The following is a 20634-nucleotide window of genomic DNA, read 5'->3' on the forward strand; positions in this document are numbered from 1 at the left end:
TGCCTGAGGTAGACTAGCCGCGTTATCCATCTCTTAAAGACGCATAATCTATGACCACCAGTCGCTCTAAAAGTGAACAAAAAAACGTCGATCCCGAAGAGATCGCTAAGTTTTCAGCTCTTGCCTCACGCTGGTGGGATCCCGATGGTGAGTTTAAACCTTTGCATAAAATCAATCCCGTCCGGTTGGGATTTATTGAAAACCATACCGAAGGGCTATTTGGCAAGAAGGTACTGGATGTCGGCTGTGGTGGCGGCTTACTCAGTGAGGCCATGGCAGAACGAGGTGCCGAGGTCACCGGTATTGATTTAGCAGAGCAGTCATTAAAGGTTGCCCGTTTACACGCGTTAGAAAGTGGCCGCCAAATTGATTATCAATGCATAGCTGTCGAGACTCTGGCGGAACAGCAGCCTGCAAACTTCGATGTGGTTACTTGTCTGGAGATGCTGGAACACGTGCCTGACCCCAATGCTATCGTTCAAGCCTGCGCTAAAGCGGTCAAACCGGGCGGGTTGGTCTTTTTCTCTACGCTAAACCGTAACGTTAAGTCCTGGCTGCTGGGAATCGCCGCCGCTGAACATGTCTTAGGTTGGGTGCCGAAAGGCACTCACCAACACCAACGCTTCATCAAGCCTTCGGAGCTGTTGCGTATGACCGATCAGGCAGCGTTGGAAGATATGGCAATTAACGGTCTTATTTTCCACCCCCTGAAGGGATTTATACTTTCGGATAACGATGTCGATGTAAACTACATAGTCGCATTAAGAAAGCCGGAGTAATCAATGACCACACCCGATATAAGCTCTCCGGTAAAAGCCGTTCTGTTCGATCTTGATGGTACTTTGCTTGATACAGCTCCGGATTTAGGCGCCGCGCTAAATGCGGTTTGTGAGCAATATGAACGCCCGGCTGTCACTGCAGAAACTTTCACACCAGTTGCGTCTCATGGTTCCAGAGGCTTACTTCAACTGGCGTTTGCCGATGACTATATTGACATGGAAACCGAGCTGCGACATGCGTTCCTTAGTGCTTATAAAGAAAACATAGCCCTTCATACACAGCCCTACCCCGGGGTTTTGGAGTTACTCTCGGTGTTACAACGAGAGTCAATCAAGGTTGCTATAGTGACCAATAAGCCAAAGCGACTGACAGAGCAACTGCTGCCGCACTTCCCTGAGTTTGAAGCCATTAAAGTTGTCGTTAGTGGTGATACGCTAAGCGTTTCAAAACCCTCTCCTGAGCCTCTCTTTTACGCCGCTGAACAATTGGGTATAGAGCCATCTGATTGTCTTTATGTCGGGGACGCCGAACGGGATATTGAAGCCGGTCGAAATGCAGGAATGGTAACAGTGCTTGCCGAATACGGTTATATTAGTAACGAAGACCAGCCACAACGTTGGCAAGCCGATTATCATATTGCATCGCCTTTAGCGTTACTGGAATTATTGGCCATCGATAACTCTTGATCTATAAACTTTATTTGAAAGACAAAAAAATTATATAGCAACCTTTTCCGCGCAAACTCACGCCAGTTAAAGGCTGACAAAAAATCAAGATTCCGAAATTAAAATTATTCGGTTTTTGACCGTAAATTCACTTGATCGTATTGGCAGTTAGACCTAGCATACAGTTCATCTCCAACCCACTAGATATTGTGTAAATATCGCTCTGTACAACTAATAAGCACTATATCTTGTGGCTACAAACCTATAACAAAAAGCTAAGAGTCGGCGCAAAATGAACGAGCAACTTTATGTTACGAAACGCAGCGGCGAACGCGAACCGCTAAACCTCGATAAAATTCACCGGGTGATCATGTGGGCCGCTGAAGGACTGAATAATGTTTCAGCTTCTCAGGTTGAAATTAAGTCTCACATTCAGTTTTACGATGGCATTAAAACTGAAGATATTCATGAAACCATTATTAAAGCCGCCGCTGATCTGATTTCAGAAGAAGCACCCGACTATCAGTACATGGCAGCCCGCCTGGCCATCTTCCATTTGCGCAAACGTGCCTACGGTAAGTTTGAGCCGCCCCGTCTTTACGATCATGTGAAGAAGATGGTTGCCGAACACCGTTATGATGAGCACCTGCTGGACGACTATACGGAAGAAGAATTCGACCAAATGGACGGCGTTCTGGATCACTGGCGTGATATGAACTTCTCTTACGCGGCAGTTAAGCAGCTTGAAAACAAATACCTGGTTCAGAACCGGGTTACAGGTGATATCTACGAAAGCGCGCAGTTCTTATACATCTTAGTCGCTGCCTGTTTATTTTCGGATTACCCGAAAAGCACTCGTATGGACTATGTTAAGCGCTTCTACGATGCGACTTCCGAATTCAAAATTTCGCTACCGACACCGATTATGTCAGGCGTGCGCACACCGACTCGCCAGTTCAGTTCCTGTGTCTTGATTGAAGCGGGTGATAGCTTAGACTCCATTAATGCCACCGCCAGCGCTATCGTAAAATATGTATCACAGCGCGCGGGTATTGGTATTAACGCGGGCCGTATTCGCGCATTAGGTAGCCCTATTCGTAACGGCGAAGCCTTCCACACCGGTTGTATCCCATTCTATAAATACTTCCAGACAGCGGTTAAAAGCTGCTCGCAAGGTGGTGTTCGCGGTGGTGCGGCTACTCTGTTCTACCCGCTTTGGCATCTGGAAGTTGAAAGCTTATTGGTACTAAAAAACAACCGCGGTGTTGAAGAAAACCGGGTTCGCCATCTGGATTACGGTGTGCAGTTTAACCGCACCATGTACCAGCGTCTCATTAAAGACGATTACATTACCTTGTTCAGCCCATCTGACGTTCCGGGGCTTTATGACGCGTTCTTTGAAGATCAGGACGAGTTTGAACGATTGTACCTTCAGTACGAACAAGACGAGAGCATCCGTAAAAAACGTATTAAGGCCATTGAACTGTTTGGTCTGTTTATGCAGGAACGTGCCAGCACCGGCCGTATCTATGTGCAGAACGTTGACCATTGCAACACACACAGCCCGTTTGATTCTAAAGTTGCTCCTATTCGGCAGAGTAATCTGTGTCTTGAAATTGCCTTACCAACGAAGCCATTAAGCCACGTGAATGACGAAGAAGGTGAAATTGCGCTTTGTACTCTGTCAGCGTTTAACTTAGGTAAAATTGAGAACCTGGGAGAATTTGAAAACTTGGCAGATTTGGCTGTTCGTGCGCTGGACAGCCTGCTGGATTATCAGGAATACCCGGTACCAGCGGCTTATAACGCCACCATGAACCGTCGTACACTGGGTATTGGTGTTATTAACTTTGCTTATTACTTAGCGAAGCATGGTGTTAAATACTCAGACGGCTCTGCCAATGGCCTGGTTCACCAGACCTTTGAAGCCATACAGTACAACCTGATGAAGGCATCAATGAACTTGGCCAAGGAGAAAGGCGCTTGTCCCAAATTTAATGAGACCACCTATTCTCAAGGCATTATGCCAACCGATACCTACAAGAAAGATTTGGATAAGGTTTGCGATGAACCACTGCATCTGGACTGGGATCAGCTTCGTGCAGACATCAAACAACACGGTATGCGTAACTCAACCTTATCAGCGCTAATGCCTTCTGAGACATCATCGCAGATTTCTAACGCAACCAACGGTATTGAACCGCCTCGAGGTTTTGTCAGCATTAAGTCATCAAAAGACGGCGTGACCAAACAGGTTGTTCCAGACTACGAAAACTTAAAAGACAAATACGAACTGCTATGGCAGATCCCTAGCAACAAAGGGTACCTTGAACTGGTCGGTATTATGCAAAAATTTGTTGACCAAACAATTTCCGCTAACACCAATTATGACCCAGGCAAGTTTGATGCTGGCAAAGTACCGATGAAGCAACTGCTGCAAGACTTATTAACGGCTTATAAGCTTGGAGTAAAAACGCTTTACTACCACAACACCCGTGATGGTGCTGCGGATAACCAATCCGACATTGCTGCACGTCAACGTGCCGATAAGCCTCAAGCCCAGCCGACAGCAGTCATTATTGAAGACGATGACGATTGTGCCGGCGGTGCCTGCAAAATTTAATAAGAAGGATTTTAGCGAATGTCGTACTCAACGTTTAACCAAGAGCAGAACAACCCGTTAACGGAGCCTATGTTTTTAGGTAACTCCGTTAACGTTGCTCGCTATGATCAGCAAAAGCACAGTATTTTTGAGAAGCTCATTGAAAAACAAATCAGTTTTTTCTGGCGTCCAGAGGAAATCGATGTCAGTCGCGACCGCATCGACTTTAATAAACTGACCGCCAGTGAAAAGCACGTGTTTATTTCTAACTTGAAATATCAGACACTGTTAGATTCAATTCAGGGACGTTCGCCGAACATTGCGCTACTTCCTATCGTTTCTCTTCCTGAATTAGAAACCTGGATCGAAACCTGGTCATTCTTTGAGACGATACATTCGCGCTCGTACACGCACATTCTGCGTAACCTGTTCAGTGACCCCAGCGAAGTCTTTGAAGACATCGTCATTAACGAGCAAATTAAAATTCGCGCTAATGACATCTCAAAGTACTACGATGATCTCATTTTTTACACTCAGCTGTTACAAACCCACGGCGAAGGTGATGTTGTCGTTGATGGCAAGACCCACACCGTTACCCAGCGTGAAATAAAGAAAAAACTGTTTTTGTGTATTAACTCGGTTAACGCCCTGGAAGCTATTCGTTTTTATGTCAGTTTTGCCTGTACATTCGCTTTTGCAGAACGTGAATTAATGGAAGGTAACGCGAAAATCATAAAGCTAATCGCCCGTGATGAGAACGTTCACCTGACATCGACACAGCATATTCTTAACTTATGGCAGTACGGCGAAGACGATCCGGAAATGAAGGAAATTGCCGAGGAGCTTCGTGATGAAGCCTATGAAATTTTCATGACGGCAGTAAAGCAGGAAAAACAGTGGGCACACTACCTGTTTAAAGACGGTTCAATGATTGGCTTGAACGAAAGCATGCTTTGCCAGTATGTAGAATACATTGCCAACTTGCGTATGCAGGCCATTGGCTTTGATGCTCCGTTTGAAAACCAGCGTTCTAATCCTTTGCCTTGGATGAACAAATACCTGGTTTCAGACAACGTTCAGGTAGCACCACAAGAGTCTGAAATTACCTCTTATCTTGTCGGCCAAATAGACAGTGAAGTTAATGCTTCCGACCTTGGGGACTTTGATCTCTAAGCTATGGCTAATACCTTTAAAGTCAAAGTCAACGGTGGGCCTGAGCTTGCCGTTGATGCGACTGAAGGCACCTTACTCGAGGCCTTAGAAAAGCACCAGTTAGAAATGCATTACCATTGCCGTAGTGGTTTTTGCGGTGCCTGCCGTAGCACCTTAAAGTCCGGCACAGTTCGCTACACAACCGAACCGCTCGCCTATGTCAGGAAAGGGGACATTTTGCCTTGTTGTTGTGTTCCTGAATCAGATTTAGATATTGAGCACTAGCCTCATTCATTAAATCGATTGTGCCCATCGTACAGAAGAATTGTTAACCAGCTCTAAAATCTGGATAATAGAGGCATAAATTTTTATGAGAGAGGTATTTCATGTTTACAGTAATTTTTGGACGTCCGGGTTGTCCTTTTTGTGTTCGTGCCGTAGAAGTTGCAGATAAATTAAAAGCCGATATGGATAATTTTGATTATCGCTATGTCGATATTCATGCTGAAGGCATCAGCAAAGCTGACTTGGAAAAAACGGTCGGCAAGCCGGTACAGACGGTTCCTCAGATTTTTGTCGACGAACAACACGTTGGCGGTTTCACAGAGTTTGAAGCCTACGCAAAAGAAAATTTAGGGCTTTACACTGCATAACTTTGTGTAAGTAATGTGACCCTATCGTAGAGGCGGCTATTTAGCCGCCTCTATTGCTTGTTTAACCCGCTTTTCTGACACCGGATACTTGGTTCCCAGCGTCTGCGCAAAAAACGACACTCTCAGCTCTTCAATCATCCAGCGAATTTCAGCAACCTCATCCGGAATCACCGAGCCTTTATTTTCATGAGCTTTTACCGCTGCTTTGTACTGCTCTTCAAGGTTGGCCAGAGTCAGAGTCATTAAACGGTCTTTATTCGGATCGACCGGCAGCTTTTCCAGCCGACGTTGAATAGCCTTCAAATAACGCACAATGTCACTCAAACGATCCCCGCCAAAAGCGGATACAAAACCAGCGAACACCAGGTTATCCAATTGATCCTGAATATCCCCCCGCGACTGAATCTGGTCCAGTGGAATTTTACCTTTAAGAGACTTTCTGACCTGTTGCGACAAAAGTAAACACTGCTCGACTTCCCCTGCTATTTGCTCAACACGTTCATTCAAATTAGCACGGACAATGTCTTTTAATTGCTCAAAGCCCTTTTGTTCACGGAGCTCATTGCCCTGTTCAATTTGCTCTTGAACGAGCCCGCCTACCGCCGCTGCGATACAGTCGGCTATTAACGCATCCACTTTTCCCCAGGGGTTAAAGTACATAGCCAACTTGGCTTTATTCGACAGTGATTTTTGTAAATGCTTAATTGGTGACGGTATTTGCTGTAGTAACAATTCGCGTACACCGGCTTTATGATGCTTCTTCGCCTGCTCCGGGTTATCGAACAATTGCAGAGCAACCTGTCCTTTGCCTTTATTGATTAAGCCCGGATACGCCTTCAGCTCAAAACCTTGCTGGCGCTCGGTAATAACTTCCGGTAAGTCATCAAAGTCCCAGCTATCGACGCGCTCACGGCTAATATCGTCACCGGCTGTTTTCTCCAGCCGCTGCTGCACTTTACCGGACAAACGCTGTTGAAGGCTTTGCAAGTCGCGCCCCTGACTCACCAGTTTCTTGCCGTCAAAAATCTTAAAGTTCATGCGCAAATGAACTGGTAACGACGAATCATCCCAATTTTCTTCCGGAACTGTCACGCCGGTCATACGGCGCAATTTAGTCGCCATAGCGTCAGTTAAGCGCCCTTGCAGCGGCTCAACATCGGCTATAATCGCACCAGCGAAGTTAGGTGCAGGTACAAAATTCCGACGTAAGGTTTTCGGCAGCGACTTAATTAAGTGGGCAATACGCTCTTCACGCAACGCCGGAATATGCCAGTCGAAACCTTCCTGCTTAACCTGGTTCAGAATACCCAGCTGAATATTCACACTGACACCGTCATCTTCTGCGTTAGGCTCAAAATGGTAGCTTAACGGCAATCGGAGGTTACCTTGTCGCCAGAACTCCGGATAGTCGCTTTCTGTAATATGCTCGGTTTCACCAGCAATAAGATCATCGCGCTCAAAAAACAGCAGCTTAGGTTCTTTTTTGGCCGCCTTATGCCACCAGCCTGCCAGTAGCTTTTCGTTGTAGATACCCTCGGGTATTGCGCGGTCGTAAGCCTCGAACAGTACCTCTTCATCCACCAGAATATCTCGCCGGCGGGACTTTGCCTCCAACGCCTGAACGTCCTGAATTAATTTCAGGTTGTGTTGAATAAACGGCAGCTTGCGCGTTAGCTGCGAATTAACCAGCCCCTCGCGTATGAATATTTCCCTGGCCTTAACCGGCGACACCGGGCCGAATTGAACGCGCCTTCTCGGTACCAGAATAAGCCCCAGTAAAGTCACCTGTTCATCGGCAATAACACTGCCTTGTTTCTTTTCAAAGTGAGGTTCAAGGTATTGTTTTTTAACTAAATGCGGAGCTGTTTCTTCTATCCACAAAGGGTCGATGTCAGCATTAATTCGCGCATACAATTTTGAGGTTTCGGCAAGTTCAGCGGTGACAACCCACTTAGGCGGTTTACCGAACAAACCTGAGCCCGGGAAAATATGAAAACGCGTTTGCCGTGTTCCCTGATATTCGTGCCGGTCCTCTTTAAAGCCCACTTGAGACAATAAGCCGGTAATTAAAGCCCGGTGCACTTGCTCAAAGGTGGCAGCATCCTCATTAATGGATAGTCCCATTTCCCGAACCGTTTGCCGGCTTTGCGTGTAAATGTCCTGCCATTCACGCAAACGCATAAAATGAATAAACTCACGCCCCATCTGCTTACGGAACTGGTTTCCTGACAGCGCTTTCTGCTGCTCTTTGACGTAGTTCCATAAATTGAGAAACGCCATAAAGTCAGAGCTTTTGTCGCGGAAACGTTGATGCCACTCGTCAGCCTTTTGCTGTGCATCGTGTGGCCGTTCACGTGGGTCCTGAATACTCAAAGCCGCCGTAATTATCAGCATTTCACGAACACATCCGTATTGCTGCCCGGCTATGACCATTCTGGCCAGTCGCGGATCCAGCGGCAGCCGTGACAGCTGCCGTCCCGTATCTGTTAATTTCGGTTGTTCATTTTTACGTCCGGGTTTAATGGCATGCAGCTCTTCCAATAAGTTCAAACCGTCTTTAACAAAGCGTTCGTCGGGCTTCTGTACGAAAGGAAACTGGCGAATGTCACCCAGGCGCAACGACGACATTTGCAATATGACCGCCGCCAAATTGGTACGGAGAATTTCTGGGTCGGTATACTCCGGACGCTGCAAAAAGTCCTCTTCACTGTATAAGCGAATACAGATGCCCGGACCAATACGGCCGCAACGCCCCTTGCGCTGGTTGGCACTGGCCTGTGAAATCGGCTCAATGGGTAAACGCTGCACTTTAGTGCGGTAACTGTAACGACTCATGCGCACCGTTCCCGGGTCAATCACGAAGCGTATGCCCGGCACGGTTAATGACGTTTCTGCTACGTTGGTGGCAATAACCACACGCCGTTGACTGTGCGACTGAAATACACGGTTCTGCTCGTGTGACGACAAACGCGCATACAGGGGCAAAACTTCCGTATTACGCAGTTGCAAGTCACCAATAGCGTCCGCGTAATCACGAATTTCGCGCTCACCACTGGCAAAAATAAGGATGTCACCTTCGCTTTCACGTTGCAGCTCTTCTACCGCCTCACAAACACCCTGCAATACGTCTGCATCAGCAGCTTTGCCGTCTTCTTTCGGGGGACGATACCGAACTTCCACCGGATAGGTTCGGCCGGTTACCGTCAGTACTGGGGCATCGTGAAAGTGTTTGGAGAAACGTTCTGTCTCAATGGTCGCTGAGGTAATAACAACTTTGAGATCACGGCGTTTGGGCAGCAGCGTATGCAGCACACCCAGCAAGAAGTCGATGTTCAGACTGCGCTCATGCGCTTCATCAATAATAATGGCGTCGTATTGCAGTAGCAGAGGGTCTTGCTGCAGTTCGGATAACAGCATACCGTCGGTCATCAGTTTTATTGCCGTCGTCGGTGCGGTCTCATCCTGAAAGCGGATTTTATAACCCACCTGTTTTTTAGCGTGATCCTGTAGCTCATCTCCAATACGGGCTGCAACACTGCGAGCCGCCAAGCGTCGCGGTTGAGTATGACCAATCGTACCTTTGCGACCATAACCCAGTTCCAGCAACATTTTCGGCAACTGCGTGGTTTTACCCGAACCCGTTTCACCGGCAATGACCACGACCTGATTCTGCTCAATGGCTTTTTTAATGTCGCCACGTTGCTGCGCAACCGGCAGTTCCTCGGGGTAACTGATATGAAACGTTTGCTGCTGACGTTCTAAGTATGCCAGCTCGGCGGTTTCGATATCGGCCGCTATCCGCTCCAGCACCTGCTGTTGCCGTTGTTCGTTTTTAATTTTACTCAGGCCACGCAAACGACCGCGCAAAAGCGCGGCCTGTTGTGTTGTACATTGCTCTAATTGTGTCTGAAACTTATCAACAAAGGGCTTACTTTGTAATTTATCGTGCGATTTTTGACGACTCATAGACTCCGAACTTATTCATCCTCGTTATAAATAGCAATATGGGCATCACCCTCGCCTTTAATATAGCCACGATACATACCTTCGGTATTAAACGGCATAGCAATATTGCCTTCTGCGTCAATAATGATAACGCCACCGGTACCACCGGCTTGTTCCAGCACGCCGTGAATGACTTCATCACCCGCGTCACTTACCGAAAGCCCTTTATACTTAACCCGCGAGCAGATATCAGCCGCCACGTGGAAGCGAATGAAGTACTCGCCGTGTCCGGTCGCAGACACCGCACAGCTTTCATTGTCAGCCCAGGTACCAGCACCAATAATGGGTGAATCACCTATTCTACCATAACGCTTCGCGGTCATGCCGCCGGTTGATGTTCCGGCACTCAATAGCCCATCTTTATCGACCGCCACAGCGCCGACGGTGCCGTATTTATAATCAAGATCCAAATATTCCCAGGCTTGTTGCTCCGGCTGTTCACTTTTCTTAATGGTTTCTTTGGCTCTCTGTAGCTGCTGATAACGGTGGTCGGTATTAAAGTAGCTGTTCTCTACCTGCTCCAGGCCTTGTTGACGGGAAAACTGCTCTGCGCCTTCACCACTTAGCATCACATGAACAGATTCTTCCATCACTTCGCGAGCTAATTCTATAGGGCTTTTTACTGTTTTCACGCCGGCAACTGCCCCCGCATTGCCATTCAGACCTTCCATCAACGAGGCATCCAGCTCATGCTCTCCATCCCAGGTATAAACCGCCCCTTTACCAGAGTTAAACAGCGGAGACGCCTCCATTACCTGAATTGCGGCAATAACCGCAGTGGTGCTGTCACCACCTTCTTTTAGTACCTTACGACCTGCCTCTAAAGCTTCAGTCAGTTTATCTTTGTAGGCTTGCTCTTGCTCGGCGGTTAAATTAGCCCGGGTAATGGTGCCGGCACCGCCGTGGATCGCCATAGCGTATTCCACATCGGTATCGCTCGCTTGAGCGCTTGGCATTAACGATGCAAAGGTAGCAGCGGTAAGTAATGCAGATAAGTAAAGTTTTTTCATCTCGACCTCGGTTTTATTGTTATAGGCTAGATTGTTAGTCATAACATAGTCGCAGGAAAGCACCGAACTGACAACGAGGAGATTTTTAGATGCCGAATTATCACGTTGAATACACACACTTAGGCGATAAACAACAAATTACGCTCGAAGTGGATAGTGGTTCGTTAGACGGTGAACAAGATTGAAAAGGAGTGAGTGGCTCACTTTATCTCAGCTTAGTTAAACTGGAAATCAGCAAAATGTTTTTATGCTAATAACATAATCCCCTAGCCTGTCAGAGTAATGAGCTTCACAAAGCGGCTTCTTGCCTCTGCTCTCTTCTTCAGGAGCTTCGCCGAGAAATAGACTCTCCTTACCCGGCATTGGGTTGTAGTTATCGCTGCCGTTATCTATCGTTGCTGAAACTGAAGCTGTTCCATACACTTCGCTCAGCGCTTCTACAGCACATGGAGAAAGTTCTAGCGGTGTTAACCTGGGGTTCTTCATATCGACCCAATATTTTCTGCTTAGATGCGTTTTCGTTCCATCTAAGCTAATTGAAGTGCCGTTATCAGATGGCGATAATCTAAAAGCCACTTGTGAAATTTTCTGATTGTTTTTTGTAGCTAAAAGGTCAGGATTTGAAAAAGTAAAAAAAGGGGTTTTATCGACTCGCTGATTATCCCAGTTGATTGAGACCCTGGTCCCCTTTTTTTCTAAGCGCAAACCAAATTCGGTAAACTCGGCATCATCAAAATTGCCGTTTAACTCTATATCTTCATCGGAATACGCACTATTGATTTTTGCTCGCAAGCGATTTCTAAACTCACCAGAAGTAATAGCTTTCACAGCCAGGTACTCAGAGCTTTCATTGCAAGAAAACTCAGAGGGTGAAGTGTTAGCTTGTGTTATAGCGGAATGCTTTGTTTCAGTCTGGTTGCTCAGCCAGTGTTCATACTCAGTCGACGAAGAGAATGAGCTACTCACTTCGCTGGCAACGTTTTGAAGCGCTGCAGATAAATCCTGGGTATATTGCACTCCATTTCTAATCACCTCTTCGATGGTTTGATCATGTTGGTGCTCCTCAACTTGAAGTTTCATTGCGCCAGTAGCATCTCCCTGCTTTGATTGGCTTAAGCGGAACCCCCAAAGTGCACCGCTGGATTGATTCAAAACAGCACTGTAAACAGCTTCCCTATAACACAACGTTTCCTCAACAGGCGTCATACCGCTATCACCAGTTTTACATTGCGAACCCGGAGACGCTTTGGATTTAACCATCTCCTTTGCTTCATCATAGCTGCAACTATCACAAATAAAGGCTAAAACGTCAGAATCATATGCGTACACAAAAGGTGAAAGACTCATTATAGTGGTCGAAAATAGCCCTATTACCAGTGAATGAATTTTCATAGTTTTTCCTTTTTAAGTCCTTGTAATTACGCTCCAGACCAATACATTTTTTTAACATAAGCTCATTACGTTAGCTACCTTTAGTTTCTGCGTATATGATATCCCACATGAGGTCTCTTCAGTTTGTTCTAAAAGCTCCTTTGATCTAGCGCTTTCCTTTCATGTCTGTAAGAATAAACAGATACACAACGACAAAAAGCCGCCCGGTATAAGACATGCAGCCAAACCTAGACAAAAATAATGAACAAGAAACCTTCTACTGGCACGACTACGAGACATGGGGGGCTAACCCGCTAGTGGATCGCCCCGCACAGTTTGCCGGCTTGCGCACAGACACTGACTTTAATGTTATCGGCCGGCCGTTAACGCTTTACGCTCAGCCCACACCAGACTTTCTGCCAAATCCGGAAGCCACTTTAATTACCGGGATAACCCCGCAGCTTGCTGCGAAGCAAGGTGTCGGTGAAGCCGAATTCAGCAAAGCCATAGCAAATGAGTTTCAAAAGCCTAACACCACCATTATTGGCTACAACAACATTCGTTTTGATGACGAAGTCACCCGTTTGCTGTTCTATCGCAACTTTTATGACCCTTACGAATACAGCTGGCAAAACGGCAATTCACGCTGGGACTTAATTGATGTGGTGCGCGCCTGTTTTGCACTTCGCCCTGGCGGTATTAACTGGCCGGAAAATGCCGATGGGCAACCCAGTCTAAAACTGGAGCATTTGAGTGTTGCCAATAACATTGAACATGGTCAGGCGCACGACGCTATGTCGGATGTTTATGCGACCATTGGTCTGGCAAAGCTCATCAGCGAGAAACAGCCTAAGCTGTGGCAATGGGCTTACAGTATTCGCCGTAAACAAAAACTACTGAACTTGTTTAACTGGCAGGCACCTGAGCCGCTGGCGCATGTCAGTGGCTTTTACGGTACGGCTAACCGCTATTTGTCGGCTATATTGCCGCTGGGCTTTCATCCTAAACAAAATAGCAACGTCATTGCCTGGGATCTCCGCATTCCACCCATGGGTTTTGCCAATAAATCGGTAGAGGAATTAACGACATTAACCTACACCAGTCGTAGAGAGTTGGAAGAGCAAGGCTTACAAAAGAGCGGTATACAAAATATTCACCTCGGTCGCTGTCCTTTCTTAGCGCCCATTAAGACCATTTCTGCTGAAGCTGCTGATAGTGCCGCATTAGATACAGCCGCCCTGGAGACAAACGCTAAATGGTTACAGGAAAACAGCGACTTCCGCGACAAGCTCATGCAGGTGTTTGAGCAGACCAAAGAATTTGCTCCAAGAACCGACGTTGACCACCAGATATACGATGGCTTTTTCTCCCCTCAGGATAAAAAGCACATGGAAATTATACGCTCATCAGAGCCACAACAACTGGCCGGGTTGGAACTGGATTTTCAGGACAATCGTATGCCTGCACTGCTATTCCGCTACCGGGCACGCAACTACCCCTCAACTCTTAGCGATAAAGAGCTAAATCAGTGGCGACAGTTTTGTCAGCAACGTTTAATTGAACCTCCCGAAGGCTTATTGTCCGCAGAAGACTATGCTCTGAAGCTGGAAGATCTGGCGAACCAGCATCAGGAAGACACGCACAAGCTGCGTTTACTGAAGTCTTTGTATGACTACGCCGCATCACTCTGACACCACGAAGTCGTTTGACTACATTATAGTCGGAGCCGGTTCTGCCGGCTGTACTCTGGCTAACCGACTCACGGAATGCGGGAAATATCGGGTCTTATTGCTAGAAGCTGGATCATCACATGGCGGGCTATTCTCTGATATGCCCTCGGGCTTCGCACGATTTATGCACAGTAAAAAATTCAACTGGCTTTACCGGAGTACTGAAGAACCACAGCTTACCAATGCCAAAGGCTGCTATACACCCAGAGGAAAAATGCTGGGCGGCAGCAGTGGTATTAACGCTATGATTTACACTCGGGGCCTACCCAGTGACTACAACGCCTGGGCTGAGCAGGGTAACCCGGGCTGGAGTTATAACGACCTGCTGCCCTATTTTATAAAAAGTGAGTGCAATAGTCGTGGTTCTAATCGATACCATGGAGATAATGGGCCTTTAGCCGTATCCGATGTAGCGCCGTACTACCGAGTATCGCAACGTTTCTTAGATGCCTGCAGCGAATACGGATTAGCGATTAATACCGACTTTAATGGCGCAAAACTGGAAGGCCATGGCCCCTTCCAGTTCACTATTAAAAATGGGAAGCGATGCAGTGCCTACCATGCTTATCTAAAGCCCGCCCTGGAACGAAGCAACTTAACCCTGCTGTCTGAATGCCTAACCGAGCGCGTGGTCTTTTGTGGCAAAAAAGCCACCGGGGTGTGCTATCACCAACGCGGCAAACGTTATATCGTCCATGCGGCAAAAGAAATAGTCCTTTGTGCGGGCGCTTTTAATTCCCCACAGATCTTACTGCGCTCGGGTATCGGCCCGGCCAGCGAGCTCTCAGAGTCTAACGTTGAACTTCTTTATGACAATTCTGCGGTGGGTAAAAACCTTCAAGAACACGTAGACATCAGTATTCACTGCAGAAATAAAGCCAAAGATGGCCTAACGCTGACGCCCTGGAGCTTAATTAAGTTGTCGATTCCTTTTATACAGTACCTGTTTACACGAAAAGGTCAGTTGGCACACTCAATTGCTGAGGTCGGCGCCTTTTATCGCTCCTCAGAAAAAATTAAGGAGCCTGACATTCAGGTGCATTTATTACCGGTTATGTTTAACGACAGCGGTTATGACTGGATGCCAACCTTAAAACACGGCTTTACATGCCATGTGTGTCTATTGCGTCCGAAATCACGCGGGCAATTACGCTTAAACCCGAATGACCCGCTTGGTAAACCAAAAATCACCTATGGCTTTTTAAATAAGCCCAGCGATCAAAGCGCCCTGCTTAATGGCATTAAAAAAGCGTTTGAAATACTGAACCAACCGGCATTGACTGAGCATCATGGTGGGTTCCTATTTCCCGGATCCAACACAAGCGATGAGCAACTTCTGGAACAGATTAAGTCCAAAACTGGATTGATTTATCACCCAGCAGGCACTTGCAAGATGGGGCCTGAAACGGATCCTGAAGCGGTCGTTACACCGACCTTAAAAGTGCGTGGTGTAGAGCAGCTTCGAGTGGTAGATGCGTCTATTATGCCTAATGTGATTAGTGGTAATACCAACGCGCCAACTATCGCTATAGCAGAAAAAGGCGCCGACTTAATAAAAGCCGACGCCTCAATTTATTCACTGACACCAGAATAAACGAGTTAAGCGTTCTTACTACCGACTCTGAACAACCTCGCTAGTGCCGGAATTAGAATCAGCGCACCCAACATATTCCAAAGGAACATAAAGGTCAGTAATATCCCCATATCCGCCTGGAATTTAATGGGTGAGAATATCCAGGTAGCGACACCGATGGCCAGGGTTAACCCTGTAAAGCCAACCGCCTTCCCGGTATTATCCAGTGAGTATTTGTAGGTTTCCTGCAACGACATTCCCTGCTGTAAACCCTCTTTTACCTTACTGTAAATATAAATGCCGTAGTCGACACCAATACCCACACCAAGAGCAATAACCGGTAAAGTCGCCACTTTAATACCAATACCAAGCACAGCCATTAATCCCTGGCTCATGACAGTGGTAAAGGCTAATGGCAACACGATACAGGCTACCGTACGAACGCTACGGAAGGTGATAAAGCACAGCACAATAACGACGCCATACACCCACAACAGCATCTTATTCTGAGCCGCCTCAATAACCGAGTTGGTTGCTGCTTCAATACCCGAGTTACCGGCTGCCATCAGCAGCTCTAAACCTTCCTGCTGATAGTTTTGATTAAACTCATTAACCGATCCAACGACATTTTCCAGCGTTTCAGCTTTGTGATCATCCAGATAAATAATCACCGGCGCCATTGAGCAATCATTGTTAATCAGGCCGTCAGGAATTCGGCTTAACGAGGCGTTAATAACGTATTGGTTACGGTTTAGACTAAACCACTTCAGATTGCCTTCGTTAATGCCAAACATGCCCATTTTAGAAACGTACACCACTGACTTAACGTCCTGTACGCCACTGGTGTTTTCCATATGCCAGCTAAAACGTTCCATCAATTCCAGATTGTCGTACGCAATACACTGCTCTGGAGCCGATGCGGCCATCACCACAAAAATGTCCGTACTGGAACTGTAGTTATCGACGATAAAGGCATTGTCCTGATTATAGCGGCTATCGGGACGAAGCTCCGGCGCTCCTTTATCAAGGTCGCCAATTGCCATGTTCTGACTATTAACCAGTCCCCAGGCCAGCATGACGAGCGCGACACCAAGTGCTGAGTACGCCCATTTAGGCTGAGTAAACTTAGCAAAGAACTCAAATAACGGATGACGTTCGCCTTCAATTCTCTTCTGATAAGCAACGCCGTTATCGGACGTGCCCAGGTAAGACATCAGAATAGGCAATAAACCAAGATTGGTTAGTACGACCACAGCAACACCAATACTTGCAGCTATTGCTAACTCTTTAATCACCTCAATATCGATTACCATTAAGGTGGTAAAACCTATCGCATCACTGGCCAGCGCAGTAAGACCGGCTATATAGAGCCCACGAAAGGCGGTACGTGCAGCAGCAACTTTATCCATTCCGGCTACCCGGTTAATACCAATGGCATTAATCACTTGCACACCGTGCGAGACTCCTATCGCGAACACCAGAAAAGGAACCAGCATTGAATACGGGTTAATTCCGCTGCCTATCAGTTTAATAATGCCCAGCTGCCAGATAACGGCAATAATCGAACAACTGAGTACCATAAAGGTGCTACGCCAACAGCGACTGTAGAGATAAAGCATTATCAGAGTAATGCCTATGGCTAACAGGAAGAACAGGCCAACTTGCTCAGCGCCTTCAATAAGATCACCGATGAGCTTTGCAAAACCGGTAATATGGATCGCGATTTTATCGCTTTGGTATTTATCCCGAACCAGCGTTTCAAGCTTTTCCGAAAAATCCTGATAATCCAGCTTTTCCCCGGTATCGGGGTTAACTTCATCAAGCGGGATATAAACAATGGTTGATTCGAAGTTATTAGCTACCAGATTTCCAACTTCGCCGGAGCGTAGAACGTTCGTTCTTAATTTCTCTAATGACTCTTCGCTGCCATCGTAGCCATCCGGAATAACCGGACCACCGACAAACCCTTCCTCGGTCACTTCCATCCAGCGAACATTCGGTGTCCACAAGCTGCGAAGCCCTGAGCGGTTTACACCGGGAATGAAAAATATTTCGTCGGTAATTTTCTGCAGTTGCTGCTGGAAGTCAGCTTCAAAAATGTCACCCTCTTTATTTTCAACAGCAACCCGCACAACATTACCGAGGCTTGCTAAGTCATCCTGATAATCAAAATAGTTCTGAATAAAAGGGTGATTGGTCGGGATCATTTTCGTCAGACTTGCGTCGGGACGAACCTGCGATGCGTGATACCCCAAAAACAGGGTGAGTAACAGGAAGACAATTAGCCAGGGAGCCCGTACCGTGAATAATAGTTTTTCCAGCAGACCGGCTGGTTTATTCGCACTCGGATTATCCATTTACTGCGCTCCTTGTTGCGTTGCTACGGCTTCTTCTTCGCTAATTTTTGCTGGCCAGTGTAGTAAACCACTGCGGCCAGTCATAATCCACTTGCCTTCAGTCACTTCTATAATATCGGTCATAACCGAACCGCTTGGATGCGTTCTATTTTTGACGTTAAGTTGATCGTCGATTTCAAGAATCGTTCCTGAATGCCCGACAATCAGCTGAGTTCCTGACTCGGTGCTGGTTCCGGCTGACAAATTCACTCGCGTTCCCGTATCAATTGTAGAGAAGCTCTGTCCCTTATCCTCAGAAACATAAGCATTGCCCCGCAAGCCATAGACCCAAACATCGCCGTTGGCATCAAGATGCCCGCCGAAAAGAGAACCACGATAAGGTGAATTTAAAGTCTGCCAGGTGCTACCGCCATCATAACTCGCAAAAGCTAAACCAGATTCACCGACAATATAAAGATCATCGCCCCGACCAAAAATGGTATTTAAATGGTAACCCCCGGGGTTTTCTAATTGACCTGAAATGACCTGCCAACTGTCTCCACCGTTTTCAGTTTTCAAAAAAGTGCCATAAGCGCCTATCGCCCAAACGGTATTACTGTCCTTAACATAAAGATCTAAAAACGGTTTACTCGGTCCCTCTTCTTCAGCAACTTCAATGTTACTGATTTGAAACTGAGCTTCTTCAAGCTGCCATTCCAATTCAGCGATGGCTTCTTCACCATCCGTTGATTCAATCTCTGCACTTAGTTTCTCTATGCGCGCTTCAAAGTAGCTCTTCTCTAGCCCCATCAGCTCAAAACCGTCGAGCTGGCGCTTCCAGGTTTTACCACCATCGTTGGTATTAATAATGACGCCGTGATGTCCTGTAGCCCAGCCATTCTGCTCGTCAGCAAAAGCAACACTGGTTAGTAATACACTGGTGTCTACTTCAGCTTGTTGCCAATCGCTGTCTTCATTCCAGAGAATATTGCCATGCGCTCCAACCGCAATCAGGCGCGGTCCGACAGTTGTCACTTCAATAAGTACTTCGTTTTCTATTCTGTCCGATGACAATGCTGGTGCACTGATCACGTCGTAATCAGTAATTGTTGCTGTGTCGCCATCCTGTGCGAGCACTGTGGTGCTAAAAAAAGCCCCCAACAACACCCCTAATGGGGTTAAAGACAAGCGCATGGAACCTCCCGGGTACTAAAAATGTCATAGGATTGTATAAGCTCAAGATAATTTGAAAACCTTTTTTCGTTAAATTTGTGCTTTTTTTCGTTAAAGTATTGCTTGAGAGGTCAGTCCTCTGGCAAAGTGATGTTGGAAAGTAGAACAACAAGGAAAATTATAATGAATAAACTGATGCTAAAAGCTGGCGTATTCGCCATGTCGGTGATTTCCGCGAGCGTTGCGGCTAAAGTATCACCAGAAGAAGCCGCACGGCTTGGTCAGGATCTCACTCCAATTGGTGCGGAGAAAGCTGCAAACGCTGATGGCTCTATCCCGGCATGGGATGGCGGTTACTCTGACCACGCGGTTGACGTTGTTCGCGGTAATGACCCATTCGCTGATGATAAACCTTTATTTACCATCACTCATGACAACTTGGATGAGCACAAAGAACATCTGAGCGAAGGTCAAATCGCGATGTTTGATAAACACTCCGACTATAAAATGATCGTATACCCAACTCGCCGTTCAGCGACTTACCCAGACGAACTCTGGCCAAAAATCAAGTCAAATGCTGAACAAGCTGAGATGGTTGCCGGTGGTAATGGTGTTGAAAATTTTGATACGACCATTCCTTTTCCTATTCCTGAAAATGGTTTAGAGGCGGTTTGGAACCATATTACACGCTACCGTGGTGGTGCTGTAACTCGTAATATTGCTCAGTTCCCAGTTCTCTCGAACGGTAACTACACCACTGTTGAGCTTAAAGAAACTCTGGTCTTCCCAGAATACCTTAAAACCGGTCGCCAGGAAGCTGATGACAACATTCTGTTCTATTTCATGCAGGAAGTTGAAGCGCCTTCTCGCCTAACCGGCACGGTATTATTGGTTCACGAAACCATTAACCAGGTAAAAGAAGGTCGTCGCGCCTGGATTTATAATGCAGGTCAACGTCGTGTTCGCCGCGCTCCTAACGTAGCTTACGACGGACCAGGTACAGCAGCAGATGGCTTACGTACTTCTGACAACCTGGACATGTACAATGGCGCTCCGGATAAATACAACTGGGAGTTAAAAGGAAAAGAAGAAATTTACATTCCTTATAACAACTACAAAATCATGGATCCTGAGCTCAACTATGACGATATTATTAAAGCCGGTCATATGAATCAGGACTTAATACGTTATGAGAAACACCGCGTTTGGGTTGTTGAAGGCACGCTAAAAGACGGTGAACGTCATATTTACTCTAAACGTACCATGTACCTTGACGAAGACAGTTGGACTGCGTCACTTGTTGACCACTACGATGGACGTGGTGAATTATGGCGTGTTGGTGAAGCACTGAATACTCAGTTCTATAACCAGGATGTTCCCTGGATGGCGGCAGAGGCCCTTTATGACCTGGACTCTGGTCGTTATATCTCTTTAGGCTTAGGCAATGAAGAAAGCCCTTATATGGAATGGGATATCTCACCAAGCCGTGACGACTTCAGTACTAACGCATTACGTCGCAAAGGTTTCCGTTAAGTTTTATACTTAGCTGAACAAAAAAGGAGGCATTTGCCTCCTTTTTTATTG

14 protein-coding genes are annotated in these 20634 nt (G+C 46.7%); 9 read left to right on the forward strand and 5 right to left on the reverse strand.

Annotated elements, in window-relative coordinates:
• Nucleotides 1–50: 50 nt before the first annotated feature.
• The 6 genes from ubiG (at nucleotide 51) to CWI78_RS01090 (ending at nucleotide 5852) form a co-directional block, all read left to right on the forward strand.
• Entirely contained in the window at nucleotides 51–779 is a 729-nt protein-coding gene (gene ubiG, locus CWI78_RS01065) for a bifunctional 2-polyprenyl-6-hydroxyphenol methylase/3-demethylubiquinol 3-O-methyltransferase UbiG (RefSeq protein ID WP_126779409.1), read from the forward strand.
• 3 nt (nucleotides 780–782) lie between these two features.
• Nucleotides 783–1466 carry an HAD family hydrolase gene (locus tag CWI78_RS01070; RefSeq protein WP_126779411.1) on the forward strand — a complete coding sequence of 228 codons (684 nt, stop codon included), beginning with the start codon at nucleotides 783–785 and terminating at the stop codon, nucleotides 1464–1466.
• Between the two features lie 271 nt (nucleotides 1467–1737).
• Nucleotides 1738–4068 carry a class 1a ribonucleoside-diphosphate reductase subunit alpha gene (nrdA, locus tag CWI78_RS01075; RefSeq protein WP_126779413.1) on the forward strand — a complete coding sequence of 777 codons (2331 nt, stop codon included), beginning with the start codon at nucleotides 1738–1740 and terminating at the stop codon, nucleotides 4066–4068.
• 18 nt (nucleotides 4069–4086) lie between these two features.
• Entirely contained in the window at nucleotides 4087–5220 is a 1134-nt protein-coding gene (gene nrdB, locus CWI78_RS01080) for a class Ia ribonucleoside-diphosphate reductase subunit beta (RefSeq protein WP_126779415.1), read from the forward strand.
• A gap of 3 nt (nucleotides 5221–5223) precedes the next feature.
• Nucleotides 5224–5484, forward strand: a complete 261-nt coding sequence (gene yfaE, locus CWI78_RS01085; protein ID WP_054487612.1) for a class I ribonucleotide reductase maintenance protein YfaE — start codon at nucleotides 5224–5226, stop codon at nucleotides 5482–5484.
• Nucleotides 5485–5585: 101 nt separating this feature from the next.
• Nucleotides 5586–5852, forward strand: a complete 267-nt coding sequence (locus CWI78_RS01090) for a GrxA family glutaredoxin (protein WP_126779417.1) — start codon at nucleotides 5586–5588, stop codon at nucleotides 5850–5852.
• Between the two features lie 36 nt (nucleotides 5853–5888).
• Here CWI78_RS01090 and hrpA read toward each other — a convergent pair whose 3' ends face one another.
• The 3 genes from hrpA to CWI78_RS01105 form a co-directional block, all read right to left on the reverse strand.
• Nucleotides 5889–9818, reverse strand: coding sequence for an ATP-dependent RNA helicase HrpA (gene hrpA, locus CWI78_RS01095; RefSeq protein ID WP_126779419.1), 3930 nt, complete (start codon nucleotides 9816–9818; stop codon nucleotides 5889–5891).
• Nucleotides 9819–9829: 11 nt separating this feature from the next.
• On the reverse strand, nucleotides 9830–10867 hold the full coding sequence (locus CWI78_RS01100; RefSeq protein ID WP_126779421.1) for an isoaspartyl peptidase/L-asparaginase family protein: 1038 nt from the start codon (nucleotides 10865–10867) through the stop codon (nucleotides 9830–9832).
• Nucleotides 10868–11098: 231 nt separating this feature from the next.
• The gene (locus tag CWI78_RS01105; RefSeq protein WP_126779423.1) at nucleotides 11099–12259 is read right to left on the reverse strand and encodes a hypothetical protein; all 1161 of its coding nucleotides are present in this window, start codon (nucleotides 12257–12259) and stop codon (nucleotides 11099–11101) included.
• 215 nt (nucleotides 12260–12474) lie between these two features.
• Here CWI78_RS01105 and sbcB point away from each other — a divergent pair, with 215 nt between their 5' ends.
• Together sbcB and CWI78_RS01115 are read left to right on the forward strand one after the other, a co-directional pair.
• On the forward strand, nucleotides 12475–13929 hold the full coding sequence (gene sbcB / locus CWI78_RS01110) for an exodeoxyribonuclease I (protein WP_126779424.1): 1455 nt from the start codon (nucleotides 12475–12477) through the stop codon (nucleotides 13927–13929).
• On the forward strand, nucleotides 13907–15562 hold the full coding sequence (locus tag CWI78_RS01115; RefSeq protein ID WP_126779426.1) for a GMC family oxidoreductase: 1656 nt from the start codon (nucleotides 13907–13909) through the stop codon (nucleotides 15560–15562). Before sbcB ends, CWI78_RS01115 begins: the two co-directional genes overlap by 23 nt.
• Nucleotides 15563–15567: 5 nt before the next feature.
• On the opposite strand, the gene CWI78_RS01120 is transcribed toward CWI78_RS01115, so the two are convergent.
• Both CWI78_RS01120 and CWI78_RS01125 read right to left on the reverse strand, forming a co-directional pair.
• A complete protein-coding gene (locus CWI78_RS01120; RefSeq protein WP_126779428.1) occupies nucleotides 15568–17898 on the reverse strand; it encodes an efflux RND transporter permease subunit in 2331 nt (776 codons plus the stop codon).
• Nucleotides 17899–19071, reverse strand: coding sequence for a WD40/YVTN/BNR-like repeat-containing protein (locus CWI78_RS01125; RefSeq protein ID WP_126779430.1), 1173 nt, complete (start codon nucleotides 19069–19071; stop codon nucleotides 17899–17901).
• A gap of 162 nt (nucleotides 19072–19233) precedes the next feature.
• Here CWI78_RS01125 and CWI78_RS01130 point away from each other — a divergent pair, with 162 nt between their 5' ends.
• Nucleotides 19234–20583: a DUF1329 domain-containing protein gene (locus tag CWI78_RS01130; protein WP_126779432.1), complete on the forward strand. Its 1350-nt coding sequence runs from the start codon at nucleotides 19234–19236 to the stop codon at nucleotides 20581–20583.
• The last annotated feature ends 51 nt before the right edge of the window (nucleotides 20584–20634 follow it).

This window comes from Idiomarina ramblicola (assembly GCF_003987255.1).
Lineage (GTDB): Bacteria > Pseudomonadota > Gammaproteobacteria > Enterobacterales > Alteromonadaceae > Idiomarina > Idiomarina ramblicola.